This window comes from Chryseobacterium sp. NRRL B-14798 (genome assembly GCF_050470705.1).
Lineage (GTDB): Bacteria > Bacteroidota > Bacteroidia > Flavobacteriales > Weeksellaceae > Chryseobacterium > Chryseobacterium cupriresistens.
This window is the reverse complement of the sequence record NZ_JBFLUL010000005.1, coordinates 4,950,337-4,966,808: the sequence shown is the minus strand read 5'-3', so window position 1 is coordinate 4,966,808 and position 16,472 is coordinate 4,950,337. Positions and strand designations below refer to the sequence as shown.

14 protein-coding genes are annotated in these 16,472 nt (G+C 37.5%); 7 read left to right on the top strand and 7 right to left on the bottom strand.

Annotation, left to right across the window (positions count from 1 at the left end; translation table 11 throughout):
• Nucleotides 1-21 precede the first annotated feature (21 nt).
• Entirely contained in the window at nt 22-777 is a 756-nt protein-coding gene (locus AB1278_RS22755; RefSeq protein WP_411414179.1) for a murein L,D-transpeptidase catalytic domain family protein, read from the top strand.
• Between the two features lie 29 nt (nt 778-806).
• On the opposite strand, the gene AB1278_RS22750 is transcribed toward AB1278_RS22755, so the two are convergent.
• Nucleotides 807-2,180 carry a HAMP domain-containing sensor histidine kinase gene (locus AB1278_RS22750; RefSeq protein WP_110008351.1) on the bottom strand — a complete coding sequence of 458 codons (1,374 nt, stop codon included), beginning with the start codon at nt 2,178-2,180 and terminating at the stop codon, nt 807-809.
• Entirely contained in the window at nt 2,177-2,863 is a 687-nt protein-coding gene (locus tag AB1278_RS22745) for a response regulator transcription factor (protein WP_110008607.1), read from the bottom strand. Before AB1278_RS22745 ends, AB1278_RS22750 begins: the two co-directional genes overlap by 4 nt.
• A gap of 237 nt (nt 2,864-3,100) precedes the next feature.
• On the opposite strand from AB1278_RS22745, the gene AB1278_RS22740 reads away from it, so the two are divergent.
• Genes AB1278_RS22740 through AB1278_RS22730 form a run of 3 tightly spaced genes read left to right on the top strand, consistent with a single transcriptional unit; the run spans nt 3,101 to nt 5,361 of the window.
• Complete coding sequence (locus AB1278_RS22740; RefSeq protein WP_429817171.1) at nt 3,101-4,429, top strand: hypothetical protein; 1,329 nt, start codon at nt 3,101-3,103, stop codon at nt 4,427-4,429.
• An 11-nt stretch (nt 4,430-4,440) separates the two neighbouring features.
• Entirely contained in the window at nt 4,441-4,860 is a 420-nt protein-coding gene (locus tag AB1278_RS22735) for a Dabb family protein (protein WP_429817168.1), read from the top strand.
• A 21-nt stretch (nt 4,861-4,881) separates the two neighbouring features.
• Nucleotides 4,882-5,361: a hypothetical protein gene (locus tag AB1278_RS22730; protein ID WP_227941155.1), complete on the top strand. Its 480-nt coding sequence runs from the start codon at nt 4,882-4,884 to the stop codon at nt 5,359-5,361.
• Between the two features lie 138 nt (nt 5,362-5,499).
• Here AB1278_RS22730 and fabF read toward each other — a convergent pair whose 3' ends face one another.
• The 5 genes from fabF to AB1278_RS22705 all read right to left on the bottom strand — a co-directional run bounded on the left by fabF (nt 5,500) and on the right by AB1278_RS22705 (nt 10,380).
• A complete protein-coding gene (gene fabF, locus AB1278_RS22725) occupies nt 5,500-6,741 on the bottom strand; it encodes a beta-ketoacyl-ACP synthase II (protein ID WP_110008354.1) in 1,242 nt (413 codons plus the stop codon).
• A 202-nt stretch (nt 6,742-6,943) separates the two neighbouring features.
• Nucleotides 6,944-8,212 carry an acetyl-CoA C-acetyltransferase gene (locus tag AB1278_RS22720; RefSeq protein WP_429817165.1) on the bottom strand — a complete coding sequence of 423 codons (1,269 nt, stop codon included), beginning with the start codon at nt 8,210-8,212 and terminating at the stop codon, nt 6,944-6,946.
• 10 nt (nt 8,213-8,222) lie between these two features.
• Complete coding sequence (locus AB1278_RS22715; protein ID WP_429817162.1) at nt 8,223-8,828, bottom strand: TetR/AcrR family transcriptional regulator; 606 nt, start codon at nt 8,826-8,828, stop codon at nt 8,223-8,225.
• Nucleotides 8,829-9,005: 177 nt separating this feature from the next.
• Entirely contained in the window at nt 9,006-9,425 is a 420-nt protein-coding gene (locus tag AB1278_RS22710; protein WP_429817159.1) for an OsmC family protein, read from the bottom strand.
• A gap of 88 nt (nt 9,426-9,513) precedes the next feature.
• On the bottom strand, nt 9,514-10,380 hold the full coding sequence (locus tag AB1278_RS22705; protein ID WP_411414180.1) for a helix-turn-helix domain-containing protein: 867 nt from the start codon (nt 10,378-10,380) through the stop codon (nt 9,514-9,516).
• Nucleotides 10,381-10,581: 201 nt separating this feature from the next.
• Between AB1278_RS22705 and AB1278_RS22700 the strand changes: the two genes are divergently transcribed.
• From AB1278_RS22700 to AB1278_RS22690, 3 genes are all read left to right on the top strand, one after another.
• The gene (locus AB1278_RS22700) at nt 10,582-11,460 is read left to right on the top strand and encodes an AraC family transcriptional regulator (protein ID WP_202841803.1); all 879 of its coding nucleotides are present in this window, start codon (nt 10,582-10,584) and stop codon (nt 11,458-11,460) included.
• A gap of 386 nt (nt 11,461-11,846) precedes the next feature.
• The gene (locus AB1278_RS22695; RefSeq protein ID WP_429817155.1) at nt 11,847-14,813 is read left to right on the top strand and encodes a SusC/RagA family TonB-linked outer membrane protein; all 2,967 of its coding nucleotides are present in this window, start codon (nt 11,847-11,849) and stop codon (nt 14,811-14,813) included.
• A 17-nt stretch (nt 14,814-14,830) separates the two neighbouring features.
• Nucleotides 14,831-16,456: a SusD/RagB family nutrient-binding outer membrane lipoprotein gene (locus tag AB1278_RS22690; protein ID WP_277693771.1), complete on the top strand. Its 1,626-nt coding sequence runs from the start codon at nt 14,831-14,833 to the stop codon at nt 16,454-16,456.
• The last annotated feature ends 16 nt before the right edge of the window (nt 16,457-16,472 follow it).

The window sequence follows — 16,472 nt, the reverse complement described above, 5'->3', positions numbered from 1 at the left end:
TTTGGATTTATATAGTATTGAATGAAAGGATTTTATAGCGTATTAGGCCTTGTTTACATGGTGACGACTTCATTCTACATTTCCCCAAAAGTGGTGGCGAAAAGTGAGAATGTGAAAACAACGAAAACTGAAAAAGTAGCTGAAACGAAATCTGAGAAGAACACTGCAGCAGTGTCTTCATCAGAAGCACTGTACCAATCTATTGCATTTGAGCCGGGGCATGAACTGAATTATGATGTGTTCTCAAAAGCATTGACTGGCTATGAAAATTTAAAAAAAGCAGGATTGCTTACCCAGGACTCGCATTTATTAACTATCTGCGATTTTTCTATGTCTTCTAACACAAAAAGACTTTGGATCATTGACCTTGAAGACAAAAAAGTTCTGTTCAACTCTCTAGTAGCACACGGAAAAAATACCGGTGAAGAATTTGCGACGAATTTTTCTAACAGGGAAAGTTCGCTGCAGAGCAGCCTGGGATTTTATATCACGGATGCAACCTATCAGGGTGATAACGGATACTCTCTGAAATTATTGGGAATGGATAAGGGCTTTAATGATGCTGCATACAGAAGAGCAATTGTAATGCATGGTGCGGATTATGTAAGTGATGCATTTGCTGCGATGCACAAAAGAATCGGAAGAAGCTGGGGATGTCCTGCCGTCCCAAGAGAACTGACACAATCTATAATCAATACGATTAAAGGCAAAAACTGTCTGTTCATCTATTATCCTGATCAGAATTATCTTTCTTCCTCAGAATGGTTGAAAGCATAAATTAAAAAGCAGTCATTTTTGACTGCTTTTTAATTTTTGGAGGGAAATTCTACAGTAAATACACTTCCTTTGGATACTTCAGAATTGATAGTCAATTTTCCTTCATGTATTTCTACAATTCTTTTTACAATGGAAAGACCGATTCCGTTTCCTTTTTCGAAGCTCTTATTGGAACCGCGGTAAAAAAGATCAAAAATTTTTGAAAGATCCTTTTCTGAAATACCGATCCCATGATCAATAAAATGGATTTTAATATGTTCCTGTTGGGTTTCTATCTCGATATGACAGCTTTTATCTGCCGAATATTTACAGGCATTCTCTATTAAGTTGGAAAAAGCAACCTGCAGCAGGTAAGGGTTGCCATAAAAATCATAATTGTTTTCATCATCATCTGAGGCATTGCTCATATAATTGATCCCGATTTTGTAACTGGCATTTTTCTGCAGCAATGCAAGTTTGGCTTCTGCCAAAATCTCATCCAGACGTAGATTGGTAAAACTGATTTGTGATACATCATAGCTGGCTCTGGCAAAATCCAAAAGAGCAGAAGATAGTTCCGAAGCATCATTCGCATCCTGCAGGGCATTGTCAATAGAAAGCTTATAGTCATCCAGGGTCACGTTAAGTTCCTTGGCAAGCTCAAGCTCAGCAATTAAGGTAGAAAGAGGTGTCCGGAACTCATGGGAAATAGTGGTGACGAATTGCTTATGATTGTTGAAGGATTTTTCAAGTCTGTTGAAGGTAGAATTAAAAGTTTCCGTTAGTTCATAAATCTCATCTTTTGCTTTGGGAATATCCAGCCGTTTATTAAGGTTGTGCTCTGAAATATCACGGATCTGGAGAATGATATCCTTTAAAGGCTTAAGCGTATAATAGGAAAAAAGAAATCCTATAATAAAGATGATAACAATGGAGCTGATGTAGATGATGATAATATCTTTTTTAAACTCAGAAATATGGGCTTTTCCCGTAACATCAACTGCGCTTCCGATGATATAATATTTTTCTCCGTTGGATGGAAACTGCATGGCAATATACTGACGGTCACCCTGCTGCCAGAATATTCTGTTTTTATGGGACCGGGTAATTTTGTTCAGGTATTTTTCATTGCTTTTGAGAGGAGGAACATCTGTGAAGGTAAGCTCTTTTTTGCTGTTATAAACACTGATGTCTGCTTCATTCAGAAGTTTTTGGTTACGCTGGTGAAGTTCACGGATTTTTTCATCACTGATTCTGGCATCAAATATAAATTCTGAACGCCAGATCACTTTGTATCCCAGCCGGTCATTGAATTCATCTTCTCTGTTTTTTTCAGAAACAAAATAAAGAACGTAGGCAAACAAAAATAGGATGCCTGCCGTAAGGATGGAATAAATGAGTGCTGTTCGGGTTGCTATTTTCATAATTGTGAAGCAAAAATGAATCCTACTCCGGGTTTGGTATGAATCAGTTTATGATCAAAATTTTTATCAATCTTTTTTCGTAAATAAGCAATATAGACATCAATATAATTGGTTCCTGTGTCGAAATGATTTCCCCACACATTTTCGGCAATTTCTTCACGGGTAAGAATTCTTTCGGCATTGCTTACCAGAAATACCAGGAGTTTAAATTCTTTGGGAGTGAGTTCTATTTCCACTCCGTTTCTGAAAACCCTGTTAAATTTCTTATCAATTTTCAGGTCATAATATTCCAGATCGTTCAGATAGGCTTCTTTATTTTTAATTGATCTTCTCTGCAGAATGGCTTTGATTCTCACATAGAGCTCCCTAATCTCAAAAGGTTTCACCATATAGTCATCTGCCCCGGCGTCAAATCCTTCAATTTTTTCATCAATCGTTCCAAGAGCGGTAAGCATGATGATGGGGAGGTCAGGATATTGCTGTTTGATCAGTTTGCACAGATCAATACCACTCATTTTCGGGAGCATAATATCCGTAATGGCCAGATCAAATGTTATTTTATTCAGCAGGACAATCGCATCTTCTGCGTCTTCCGAAATATAAACCTGATATTGCTGGCTTTCCAGCCCTCTTTTCAAAAGGCTTGAAACGCGTGAATTATCTTCTACAATTAAAATTTTCATAAAGAAATACGATGAATAAGGGTGTTGGTTTTCAAGCGTTTTTTTGATTTTAAAAGCCTGACTTTCATTTATTCCCAAAGCACTGTACAAAGGTATTTTATATTTTTCTTTTATCAGAAAACATTCCCCCTTTTAATAGTTTTCTATAAGGTTTCTAATAGATTTCTAATACCTGTTGGCCTTTTAGCAATCTAATTTTGTCCCGTTGAAATCAACAAAAGATAAGAATAGAAAAATATGAAGACTACCTCTTTCAAAACAGCAATTGCGTTGTTTTCCTTATTAGGACTTATGGGGAAATTAGAAGCCCAGAAAAAAAATGATTTTAATAATCCCGGATTGACTCATTATTTCAATGAAGATCACTCAAGATATATTTCCTTTAGCGGATATGCAGAATTGTGGGCCAGATATACCCAGCTTAACCCTGGAAGCCTTGTCAATAACGAAGCAAAATCAGACCTGTCTGACCTTTCGCTTAGAAGGGTTCGTGTAAAAATGACTTATAAACCAACAGAAAAGCTGATGTTTGTATTGCAGGGTGGAACTACCAACGTGAATGTCAATGCAAAAGGAAGTAACTATTTTGACCTTTTGGATGCTTATGCTGAATACGCTTTTAATGATAAAATTGCTTTTGGGGCAGGACGTTCTACATGGCGCGGCCTTTCAAGATTTACTACAGGACCTTTGAATACGCTGTTATACGACCTGCCGGCTTATGCAACCTCCAATGCGGGAGCAACAGATTATACCGTAAGGGAATTGAGTGCCTATATTAAAGGACAGCTCGGAAGATTTGATTACCGTCTGGTAGTGGCTGATCCTTATACCATGGCAACTTCTGATCCGAAACTGAATGTAGCTTCCTTTAGTAAAAACTCCCCCGGAAAAGACTTCTCAGGATATTTCAGATATGCTTTTTTGGACAAGGAAAATATTTCCACTCCCTTTAATGCAGGAACTTATGTAGGGAAGAAGAATGTACTGAGTCTGGGAGCCGGGTTTGATTATATTCACAATGCATTATGGCATCTGGATTCCGGTAAGAATACAGTGAATGATGATATGAAAAGCTTTGCAGTAGATTTATTTTATGATGCACCACTGAATAAAGAAAAAGGAACGTCAATAAGCGCTTATGGGATGGCCATGCATAACGACTACGGACCCAATTATATCCGGTATGTAGGTACCAATAATCCTGCAACTTCTGTAGATGTTACACAAGCGAGTCTGAATGGAGCAGGAAATGCAATGCCTGTTATCGGAACCGGAAATACGTATTATGTACAACTGGGAGGAACCCTGCCTTATCTGGATAAAGAAAAGAAAAACCTGCAGCTTCAGCCTGCCGTAGGAATGCAGCTGTCAGATCTGAAAGGGCTTCATGATAATGCTGTGATCTATGATGCAGGAATATCTCTGCTGATGAACGGAATGTCTTCCCGTTTAACCTTTGACGCTCAGAACAGACCTGTTTATACCAATGACCCTTCAAACAATGCCGTAGTTTCTGACCGGAAATGGCAGTTCGTCCTTAAATACAGAATAGATTTTAATTAAAATAAATGGCAATGGAAAGAAGAAAATTTTTATTCCGCTCAGTCCAGGCTTCTGCTTTGCTGCTGATCTCAGGAAATATGTTTGCGTCTGCTTTACCCATGTTTAATCCTAAAAAAAAGAAAAAAGTGTACTTCCATTATTTGTTGTTCTGGCTTAGAAAAGACCTTTCAGAATCCGAAGTAAAAGAATTTGAAAACTTTTTTGAAGGCCTTAAAAAGCTTCCTTATCAGAAGAATCTCCGTTACGGAAAGCCGGCAGCTTCCAGCCCGAGAAGCGTTTTAGACAGCACATTTACTTATAATGCTTCTATGGAATTCGATAGTCTGGAAGAGCTTGAAGCGTATGGGAAACTTCCTGAACATCTTGCTCTGGTTCAGAAATATAAACCATTCTTTGACAGAATGCTGGTTTACGATACTGTTTATAATTAAAAATAAAAATTTAAATTTATAATGAAAAACATCATTAAGGGCTTAAGCCTTGTTTTAGTAGTAAGTACTGTAGGATTTATGAATGCACAACATAAAAAACACAACCATGTGAGCGTTACTGCGGAGAGCTCCACTGAGTTTATTCCTGCCATAAGATTAATTAATAATCCTGACGGCTCATGCTCTTTTGAGAAAGGGAAAATACCTACTCTTAAACATATGAATACCACAACATTCTGGATGAGCAATAAAACGGAGGAGTGGGAAAAAAATGCACATCCGGCTCCCAGAAGACAATATGTGATTACCATCAAGGGCAATATACGATTTAAAGTAACAGATGGTTCTACTTTTATGATTAAACCGGGAGTAGTTCTTCTTGCAGAAGACCTTAAAGGAACCGGCCACAGCTGGGATATGGTGAAAAGCAAAGAATGGGAGAGACTCTATATTCCGATTGCTGAAAATGCCGATGATTTTTTTATCCCGGATGCTCAATAGTTACAAGTCAATCTCTTTATAAGGGGTATATAATTCGTTATGTTTGAAGCAGTCAGTTTTGGCTGCTTTTTAAATTTTAAAATAAATAAAAAATCCCTGCATGGTTCTCATACAGGGATTTTCAATTATTTAATCTGATTAGCTGAATTTCTTAAATACTACAGTGGCATTATGTCCTCCGAATCCAAAGGCATTACTCAACGCAAAATTGATGTTCTTTTCTTTCGCTTCTCCGAAAACGATATTGATATCCTTAGGAATACTTTCATCAATATTGTGAAGATTAATCGTTGGAGGAATAATTCCATTCTGAATCGCTTTGATTGAAAGAATGGCTTCCACCGCTCCTGCAGCACCCAATAAGTGGCCGGTCATGGATTTTGTGGCACTGATATCAAGGTTTTTACTTCCCTTAAATGCTTTATTGATGGCTGTTAATTCAACCATATCTCCTAATGGAGTGGAAGTAGCATGAGGGTTAATATAATCAATATCTTCCATATTGGCTCCTGCTTCTTTCACTGCCAGCTGCATTGCTTTTATAGCTCCAACGCCATCAGGATGAGGTGCTGTCATGTGGTAAGCGTCTGCAGTCATGGCGGCTCCTGCTAATTCTGCATAAATTTTTGCTCCTCTGGCAACAGCATGTTCATATTCTTCAAGCACCAGGGCTCCTGCACCTTCACCCATTACAAATCCGTCTCTGTCTGCATCGTAAGGTCGGCTGGCCGTTGTAAAATCATCATTTCTTGTCGACATGGCCTTCATAATAGAGAACCCTCCGATAGAAGCCGGAGTGATAGCTGCTTCAGAACCACCGCTGATGATTACTTTGGCTTTTCCCAAACGGATATAATTGAAGGCATCCATCAATGCCGTATTTCCTGTAGCACAGGCAGAAACTGTTGTATAATTGATTCCCTGAAGACCATATTTCATAGAAATCATTCCCGAAGCCATATTGGCGATAAACTTCGGTACAAAGAAAGGATTGAAACGTGGCGTTCCATCACCTGCAGCGAAATCCATCACTTCCTTTTCAAAAGTCCACATTCCGCCCTGTCCTGTTCCCCAGATGACTCCTGTGTCGAAGGGATCCATTTTTTCAAGCTCCAGGCCTGAATCCTGAATCGCTTCCGCAGAAGCATACATGGCATATTGTGTAAACAGATCACTTCTCTTGATTTCGTTATGATTCAGATATACTTTTGGATCAAAGCCTTTTACCTCACAGGCAAAATGTACTTTAAATTTTTCCGTATCGAAATGGGTAATGAGTCCTGCTCCGCTGACTCCTTTAATACTGTTTTGCCAAAAATCTTCAACATTATTTCCCAAAGGTGTCACAGCACCTAATCCTGTAATGACAACTCTCTTCATATGTAGTTACTATTTTTTAATAGATTAGACTTTCATAAGATAAACCCTGTTTATCCCATGTTTTATTTTAATTACTTCTTTTATCAGCTAATTTTTGCACTGCAATATTATCAATTTTCTTTCTCTGCAGACGAATAATCAATCATATTATTTACTGCATAATAAAAGAATCTGCTCTTTTGAATATAGGATGAGGCTTTTATTACTTTTCCAAAATCATCGTTACTCCCTGCCCACGGGCTGCACAAATGGATATAAACCCTTTTCCACTGCCTTTTTCATGAAGTAATTTTGCCAGTGTTGCGATAATTCTTCCTCCGGTTGCAGCAAAAGGATGGGCGGCTGCAAGGCTTCCTCCTTTTACATTCAGTTTATTTCTGTCTATTTTTCCCAGCGCTTTTTCCAATCCGAACTTTTTGGCCAGCTCATCATTTTCCCAGATTTTTATGGTAGCCAGGACCTGTGCTGCAAATGCTTCATGAATTTCGTAGTAATCAAAGTCTGACAAATTCATGCCTGCTTTTTTAAGCATTCTCTCTGCTGCAAAAACAGGAGCTAGAAGTAAATCCTGTTTATTTTCAACATATTCTATTCCTGCCAGTTCTGAAAAAGTGATATAAGCTAAGACGGGAAGGTTATTGGCTATCGCCCATTCTTCGCTGGCAAGCAAAACTGCAGAAGCACCATCTGTAAATGGAGTTGAATTTCCTGCCGTTAAGGTTCCGTTCTGCTTATCAAAAGCAGGTTTCAGCTGTGATAATTTTTCAATACTGCTGTCACGTCTCAGATTATTATCTTTATCCAGCCCAAAAGCTGGAGTGATCATATCATCAAAAAATCCCTCATCATAAGCTTTTGCCATGTTCTGATGGCTTTTTAATGCCAGTTGATCCTGTTCTTCTCTTGGTATATTGTAATATTGGGCAGTGATTTCTGTATGTTCACCCATCACAAGACCTGTTTTGGGTTCCTGCCCTTTATAAGGAATGGGCATCCAGTCTTTCAGCTTCGGGCTTAGCAGTTGTTTTATTTTTCCAAACGCTGATTTTTCTTTATTGGCTTTGAGCAGTGCTTTTCTTAACCTTGGTGAAGATTCAAAAGGAATGTTGCTCATGGCTTCCACACCGCATGCAATACCACAGTCTATCTGACCCAGGGCAATTTTATTCCCAATATAAACAGCTGCTTCAATTCCTGTATCACATGCCTGCTGAAGATCACAGGCAGGAGTAGCGGGATCCAGCGTTGTATTCATCACCGTTTCCCTGATGAGGTTGCTTTCGGAAATGTGTTTAATGACTGCGCCGCCGGCAACCTCTCCGAGTCGTTTTCCTTTTAAGTGATAACGGTCTATTAATCCGTTCAGAGAAGCAAGCAGAAGATCCTGGTTTCCCTGCTCTGAATAAGCGGTATTCATTCTGGCAAAAGGAATTCTGTTGTATCCTACAATAGCCACTTTTTTTGTTTCCATATGGTATTATTTATGATGGAAGAATATTGAGTTCATGATCAATCATTTGGGCCACCTTATCTAAGGCATGGTTGAGATAACTTTGATCACCCATTGTTTTTGAAAGCAGGATTCCGCCTTCAATAAGCATGATGAACAGAGAAGCATATTGCTCAGCATTGACTTTTTGATCAATTTCACCTTTGTTTTGGCCCTCAGCGATAGTAGTTGATATTTTTGTCATCCATTGTGTAAAAGACCTTTTCACCTGAGTTTTTAAAGCAGGAAAAGAGTCATCAGCTTCCGTAGCAGCATTCATCAGCGGACAGCCGCCGTTGGCAAAGACAAACGTCCAGTTTTTTCGGTAAAAATCTACAAATGCATGGAGTTTATCCAATGAAGTAGGAAATTCATTGCCAAAGGAGCGGCTGAGGGTTTTACTCAACACGGCGGCATTGTATTTATAAACTTCAATGGCTACTTCATCTTTGTTTTCAAAATTTCCATAAATGCTGCCTTTCGTCAGTCCGGTTGCCTGGGTAATGTCTGACAGCGAAGTGGAAATATAACCCTTGGTATTAAAAAGAGTTGCTGTTTTCTCAATGATGTGCTGTTTTGTTTTTTCTGCCTTCGACATTATAAATGTTTAAATATGATGCAAATATACAAAAATATACCACTCGGTATATTTTATTGAAAAAGAATAATTAATTTCAATGTTTTGGATTTAAGTTTTGGCTGAAGCCAACGGATTCTTTTAAATTAAAAAAACGGGCTTTAGCCCGTTTCTATTGATATTGAATGAATACTTAAATTAGTTTTCCAAAGTAGCATTCAATGTGATTTCAAAGTTGAATGCGGCGCTTACAGGGCATCCTTCTTCTGCAATTTTCGCAAACTTCTGGAATTCTTCTTCTGAGATTGCCGGCACTTTAGCGGTTAATGTCAGTTCAGATTTTGTAATCTTTCCGATGTTTGGATCCAGGGTAATAACAGAAGTTGTTTTTAATTCTTCAGGATTGTACCCTGCCTGAGATAATTCGGCATCAAGTTTCATGGTGAAACATCCTGCGTGGGCAGCTGCCAGCAATTCTTCAGGGTTGGTACCTACACCGTCTGCAAAACGGCTGTTGAAAGAATATTGAGTCTGGTTTAAAGTTGTACTCTGAGTCGTTAAATGTCCTTTTCCTTCTTTAATAGTACCGTTCCAAACGGCTGTTGCGTTACGTCTCATAATGTTTGTTTTTTTGTATTTAGTATTGTTTGATTTTGATGTTACAAAGGTATGTCTGCGATAAGGATCTTTCAATAGATAAAATGACTTAAATATTGTACTTTTTTCCCGTAGAGTAATTTTTTTTAAAATTTGCGGGAGTGCTTCCTGTTTTATTGGTGAAAAGACGGTTGAAATAAGCCGGATCTTCATATCCGAGATCATAGGCAATTTCTTTTACAGGTTTATCCGTATAGAATAGTAATCTTTTTGCTTCTAATAAAATTCTGTTAATGATAAACTGGTTGGGAGACTCCAGCTTTAAGTTTTTAAATTTATGAGTTAAAGTTTTTGGAGCAATGTGAAGAAGTTCTGCATAATCTGCGACATTATGTTTTTCTCTGAAATGAATTTCCAGGTGTCTGCTGAAATCCCGGAAAATATCAAGTTCGCTGCCAGGAATTCTGATGGTATCATTGTCTAAGTTTTGTTTCTTCCATTTGCGGGTAGCCCGTATGATGATCTGTTTTACATACGTTCTGATCATTTCCTCTGCAGAAGAATCTCTCCATTCAAGTTCATCCTGGATATTCTGGAACAAACTTTTTATAAGAATGGCTTCTGAGTTGTCAAGTTCCACAAAAGGAATTTCAAATACATTATGAAAAAGAAGCCCGTCACACGCCACTTCCTTATCATGGATCTGGATACAGTAGAAATCTCTGTTATAAAAAAGAAGGATTGATTCGTCCTGTCCTTTTTGTATGCTTAGATGCTGGTTGGTCAGAAAAAACAGAGAGGGTTTCTTTGTTCTATAATGATTAAAGTCTACCGTAAGCTCATATCCGGGAGGAATAAAAAACACCTTGATATCAGTTTTGAAATGATTTCCGTTGAAGTTTTCCAGATTTTCTTCTGAAAATACTTCCAGTCCGAGTCTTTTATAGTGGTCTTCAAAAATAAGCTGTTGCGGCATCCTTTAACTTTAGTTTAAAGATACAAAAAAGCATGATTTGATCCGTATTAAATTATCCAACCTATGATTTCTTATGTTTGATATATAAAATTGAAATAAAAATAAATTGGAAATATGTTTTTACATTGATATTATTTTATCATTTTTACAAAGATTTGTATTGTAACCTAAAAGTATTAACTTTTTTTCATAACTGCCTGTATGAGCGAATTAGAAAATATTCTGAGAGAAATAACTCCACTATCTCCTGAGGATAGTTTTCTCGTGTTTGACAGGATTAAGGCCTCCTTCGACTTTCCATATCATTACCACCCGGAAATAGAAATCAATTTTGTTTATAAGGGGAAGGGCTACAAAAGAATGGTGGGAGATCATACCGGAGAGATCGGAAATATAGAATTGGTGTTGGTAGGTCCAAATTTACCGCATTGCTGGGCTAATTACAGATGTAAGAACAGAAAGACCCACGAAATTACCATACAATTCAATCAGGATTTCTTTAATCAGTCACTGATGGAGAAAAATATCCTGAAACCTATCAATAATCTTATGAAAGATTCCATCCGGGGAATTCTTTTTTCTACAGAAACTGCCGAGAAACTAAAAGATTCGTTTCTCAATCTTTCAAAGATGAACAGCTTTGAATCTTTCATAGAAATTATGAAGATTCTGAATGAACTGGCTGTGGCAGAGGATAAAACACTTTTATCTTCGTATAGTATTGAACTTGAAACTTTCGCAGATAATGATAAAATGAAAGTGGTTCATGATTTTGTCCATAAAAATTTTGAAAACAAAATTACACTGGATAATGCAGCATCATTGGTGAATATGAGCAATGTGACGTTCAATAGGTTTATTAAAAAAAGAACAGGAAAAACCTTTATCAATTATCTTAACGAGATAAGAATCAGCTATGCTGCACGCTGGTTGATGGAAAAGAATCTGACTGTTTTTGAAATTGCTTTTGAGGCTGGCTTTAATAATATCGCCAACTTTAATAAAGTATTTAAGTCGATCAAAAAGACAACTCCAACCGAATTTAGAGAACAGTTCAAAGGAGTTAAAAAGATTGAATAATACGTTTTAAAAATTTATTTTTTCTTTTTAACATACTATTTTTTGCACTAAAATTCTGTGCAAAAATCTTCTTTTATTTTGTCAGAATATCAGAATAAATCCTCTTTTTTTTAATGTTTGGAGAGTGTTGTATTATGTTGATATATAGGGTTTTAATGTCTTTTAAAATTAATTGCTGAAAAAATAATATCGTTTTATGATAAAATAGTATTATATCAGACTGGTTACAAAATTTAGATTTGTGAATGTGAATTAAATCTTAACAAAACTTTAAATAATTTAATACATAAACGGCAAAATTTTGCTGAAAGAACAATAATTTTTTTTGTATTAAAAAATAAAGTAATGTCATTGATTCTCAATTAAATCTAACGAATCTATACCTTATGAGAAAAGCAGTTATACCCGTTCTGTTTGTTTTTTCACTCACTGCGAATGCACAGGAGAAAAAAACAGCTGATACTACGAAGACAACCAGTATTGAGGAGGTCGTGGTCACCTCTTTGGGGATAAAAAGGCAGGCCCGCTCTTTGACGTATTCCAGTCAGCAGATTGGCGGGGATGAGCTTACAGAAGTGAAAACTCCCAATCTATTAAATTCGATCAACGGAAAAGTTTCCAATGTACAGATCAACAGAACCAATGGTGTAGGTAGCTCCGTAAGGGTGGTCATGAGAGGAGATAAGTCTGTCAACAGTGCACAGCCACTGTATGTGATTGATGGTATTCCTATTATCAACGGAACAGGAAAATCAGCAGATATCGGACAGTATTCCAATATGCCGGATCCGGGGGATGTATTGAGCTCCATCAATCCTGATGATATTGAAAGCATCAACTTCCTGAAAGGAGCTTCTGCTTCTGCATTGTACGGTTCTGCCGGAGGGAATGGTGCTATTTTGATTACAACTAAAAAAGGACGTGCAGGGAAAAGCTCAATTACTTACAGTTCCAGCCTTACGGTGGACAGAGCATACAGTCTTCCAAAACTGCAGCACAGTTATCTGTCTTATGACCCTTCTGTATCGGGATCACAGCCGGGACAGTCAATAGAAAGCTGGGGCGCAAAAGGATCTTCTAAAGATTATCTTAAAGACTTCCTTCAGACAGGAACAACTTGGGTAAATAGCCTTTCTTTCCAGTCAGGAAATGAGAGATCAACAAGTTATTTCTCAATCGGAAATACCACCAACAAAGGAGTGGTTCCCATGTCTTATTTTGATCAGTATAACGTTTCTTTCAGAAATTCAAGTAAGTTTCTGGATGATAAGTTAACATTAGATGCCAACTTCATCGGTTCATTACAGGAAAGTAAGAACAGACAGACTCCCGGAGCATCTTTTTCTCCTTTGACGAGTTTGTACTGGTTGCCAAGAGGAGTAGATTTTGATCAGTATGGTCCAGATAATTACACTTATTTAAATAAAGAAAGATTTTTACCTGCTCAAAACTGGTGGGAGGTTAATCCGGATGGAAGTTTTAAAGGAAACCCACCAACACAGAACCCTTATTGGATTTTAAACCGTAATCCGGTTACTGTAAGCAATAAAAATACCTATGGAGCGCTTTCATTATCTTACCAGATCAATCCCTGGTTAACGGCAAGAGTGAGAGGAAATTATAGCTGGAATATTTCAGACAGTCAGCGTGATATTGCTGCTTTTTCAGCACCTACTTTACTGGCTGTTAAGGAAGGAATTAATGGAAGAATTCTTAAGAATACCTATGAAAACTCTTCAACATATGGGGACGTGTTGCTTATCGGTAGTCCTAAAATTAGTGAGTCTTTCTCTTTAGATTTTACGTTAGGAGGAAGTATCAATACAACAAGAAATAAAATAGGACAAATTGATAACGCATATCTGACAAACCCTAACCTTTTCACTGTGAGTAATCTTGAATGGGGTAAAAAAAGATCCCCTGGTGATGGATATCATAATATCTATACCAATATGAAGAAGCAGGTACAATCTGTATTTGCAAGTGCTACAGTAGGGTATAAAAATATGTTTTATGTGGACATGACTTTTAGAAATGACTGGGATTCCAGTCTGGCCTTAACAGGGAGAACGGGATTTGACTATGAATCTGTAGGAGCTAATGCTGTGTTATCTTCTGTTTTCAAACTTCCGGAAGTCATTAGTTTCTGGAAAGTAAGAGGATCTTATGCAACGGTAGGATTAGGGTTGCCTACCAATATTTCCAATGCTATGATTGAATATAATAAAGGATATACTGTTGGTGTAGATGCGGGAACACTTGTGTTTCCAAAGAGTTCATTCATTACTGATCCTAAGTATAAAGACCTGTTTCCGAAACCTGAATTTAATAAAACTTTTGAAGTTGGAACAGAGCTAAGGATGTTTAGTAATAAATTAAGTTTTGATATTACTTACTACAACTCCAATACGAGTAATCAATTGTTAGAAACAAAAATAGATTCTTATTTCGGAGGAATAGCTCCTGGATCATATTATATCAACGCAGGAAAAATCCGAAATACAGGTTTTGAATCTTCATTGTCATATAAGATCTTCAGTTCAGAAAAATTTGGATGGACAACTACATTAAATGCATCGGCTAACAAAAATACTATTGTTGAATTGTTTCCACCAAGTTTACCTATATCAGAAAACCAACTTTTCTCATTAACAGGAGGAGGGGAATACACCAAACTGAAATTGGGAGGATCTTTTGGTGATCTTTACGGAATCAAGTTTAAAAGAGACGATCAGGGACGTATTTTAGTGAATGAAAAAGGAATCCCATTAGCAGAAGGTACTCCTTCTTATCTGGGTAATCCGAACCCTAAGTTTATTATGGGATTCAATAACTCCTTTAATATTGGTAAGCTGGGAATCTCTTTCCTTATTGATGGTAAATTTGGAGGGAAGGTACTTTCCCTTACAGAAAAAGCAAACGATATCTATGGAGTTAGTCAGTCTACAGCTGATGCAAGAGATGCTGGAGGTGTATCTATTCCAAATGCAGTATATGCACCGGGAACACCAAATGCGGGACAGGCTTACACGGGTTTAACCAATGCAAAAGATTACTATAAAGCAGTAGGAACAACAGAAGGGTTTGGAAAAGGTATTGATGAAGCCTATCTGTACAGTGCTACAACAATACGTTTACGCCAGGCTTCCATTTCATATACTTTCGATATTCAATCTAAATATATGAGAAACGCAACCGTAAGCTTAGTAGGAACCAACTTATTTTTCTTCTACAAAAAAGCACCATTTGATCCTGAGCAGGTATCAGGAAATACACCTGGTGGAGTAGGGGTAGATTCATTCGGATTACCGGTTACCCGATCTATTGGATTATCATTAAAAGCTAACTTCTAACTTTTACAATTAAGAAAATGAAAATCAATCATATTAAAATATTGGCATTCGGAGCTGTACTGTTATTTTCTGCTTCAGGATGTACAAATGACTTTGAACAGTATAATCAGGAAAAAGCAGGAGGTCCTGAAAATTTTTACGCTGATTTCATCGCTGTTGTTGATCCCATGAAATCCATGCAGAGAGGATTACAGTCAGATTATCAGCTGTACCCTAACCTTAGTGCAGATATGTACAGTGGAATGTTCAGTACAGCAACACCATTTAATGGAGGGGTAAATAATCTTACTTATTCGATGATGGACGGATGGAATAACAGAATTATTGCCAGACAACAGGATATTTTCAATTACTCTCTTATTATTGATAATACGGCTAAGGAAATCTATAAAGGAGTAGATTTTACAGGAACATTTGCTGTAAAAAAGATTTTGAAAGTCATTACAGCCGCAAGAGTTTCAGACAGTCATGGCCCTGTAGTTTACAGCAAATATGAAAAACCCAATCCGAATGGAGTAACTGATTTTGATTCTCAACAGGAAGCCTACAACTATTTTATTGCTGATCTTACTGCAGCTATTAACGATTTGCAGAAAGTAATTGCCATGTCAGCAACACAGAATGTAGAAGATAAATCGGCATTGAAAAAAGCAGATTTAGTATATGGCGGAAATATGGCTCAATGGGCAAAATTTGCCAATTCATTAAAGCTGAGGTTAGCCATGAGAATGAGCTATGCTGATCCTGCAAAATCTAAACAATATGCAGAAGAAGCACTAGCTTCACCTGCAGGATTGATTACTGACAATGCAGATAATGCGTTGATCAGTGTAGGACAGTCAGAATTGAGTTTTATTATTTACTCATGGGGAGATTGTCTGATCGGAGCCCCTTTGATGGCATATATGAACGGATACAATGACCCAAGACTTCCGGCATATGCTATTCCTGCATCTGATCCAAGCTTACAGGGAAAATATATAGGAATACGTCAGGGCATTGATTTATTAAATGGTAAATCAACGTACGGAGGGTTCTCGCAGCCACAGGCAAAATCTGCCAGCGGAGATTATTTTTCCGGTACCGATGGTAAAATGAAATTATTCACCGCTGCAGAAACTTGGTTCCTTAGAGCTGAAGCTGCTTTGAGAGGATATGCAGGAGCAGGAGATATTCAAACTAACTATACAACCGGAGTTCAGCAGTCTTTCGGAGAATGGGGGAAAAGTGCTAATGTTGCTGCTTATCTTGCCGATAATACTTCTACTGAAGCACCTTATATTGATCCGAAAAATGCAGACAATAACGTACTTGTTGGAAACCCTCAGTTAAGTACCATTACGATTGCATGGAATAACGGCGATACCAACGAAAGAAAATTAGAAAGAATTATTACCCAAAAATGGCTATCCCTTTATCCGAATGGACCTGAAGCATGGGCTGAGCAGAGAAGAACAGGTTATCCGGTTCTTTTCAAGGTAAGAAAGAATGACAGCGGCGGAGCCATCAGTACAGAAGCAATGATAAGGAGAATTCCTTTTACTATTGATACCAAAACATCATTATATAATTACCAGCAAGCTGCTCAAATGCTGAACGGTCCTGATACCGGAGGAACAAAGCTTTGGTGGGATAAGAAATAAAAAATATTCAGAATCA

Excerpts from the sequence above, each read along its gene's own strand:
- AB1278_RS22715 (WP_429817162.1), bottom strand. The coding sequence starts at position 8,828 with ATGTCGAAGGCAGAAAAAACAAAACAGCACATCATTGAGAAAACAGCA.
- AB1278_RS22690 (WP_277693771.1), top strand. The coding sequence starts at position 14,831 with ATGAAAATCAATCATATTAAAATATTGGCATTCGGAGCTGTACTGTTA.
- AB1278_RS22700 (WP_202841803.1), top strand. The coding sequence starts at position 10,582 with ATGAGCGAATTAGAAAATATTCTGAGAGAAATAACTCCACTATCTCCT.
- AB1278_RS22710 (WP_429817159.1), bottom strand. The coding sequence starts at position 9,425 with ATGAGACGTAACGCAACAGCCGTTTGGAACGGTACTATTAAAGAAGGA.
- AB1278_RS22735 (WP_429817168.1), top strand. The coding sequence starts at position 4,441 with ATGGAAAGAAGAAAATTTTTATTCCGCTCAGTCCAGGCTTCTGCTTTG.
- AB1278_RS22720 (WP_429817165.1), bottom strand. The coding sequence starts at position 8,212 with ATGGAAACAAAAAAAGTGGCTATTGTAGGATACAACAGAATTCCTTTT.
- AB1278_RS22750 (WP_110008351.1), bottom strand. The coding sequence starts at position 2,180 with ATGAAAATAGCAACCCGAACAGCACTCATTTATTCCATCCTTACGGCA.
- AB1278_RS22745 (WP_110008607.1), bottom strand. The coding sequence starts at position 2,863 with ATGAAAATTTTAATTGTAGAAGATAATTCACGCGTTTCAAGCCTTTTG.
- fabF (WP_110008354.1), bottom strand. The coding sequence starts at position 6,741 with ATGAAGAGAGTTGTCATTACAGGATTAGGTGCTGTGACACCTTTGGGA.
- AB1278_RS22705 (WP_411414180.1), bottom strand. The coding sequence starts at position 10,380 with ATGCCGCAACAGCTTATTTTTGAAGACCACTATAAAAGACTCGGACTG.
- AB1278_RS22755 (WP_411414179.1), top strand. The coding sequence starts at position 22 with ATGAAAGGATTTTATAGCGTATTAGGCCTTGTTTACATGGTGACGACT.
- AB1278_RS22695 (WP_429817155.1), top strand. The coding sequence starts at position 11,847 with ATGAGAAAAGCAGTTATACCCGTTCTGTTTGTTTTTTCACTCACTGCG.
- AB1278_RS22740 (WP_429817171.1), top strand. The coding sequence starts at position 3,101 with ATGAAGACTACCTCTTTCAAAACAGCAATTGCGTTGTTTTCCTTATTA.
- AB1278_RS22730 (WP_227941155.1), top strand. The coding sequence starts at position 4,882 with ATGAAAAACATCATTAAGGGCTTAAGCCTTGTTTTAGTAGTAAGTACT.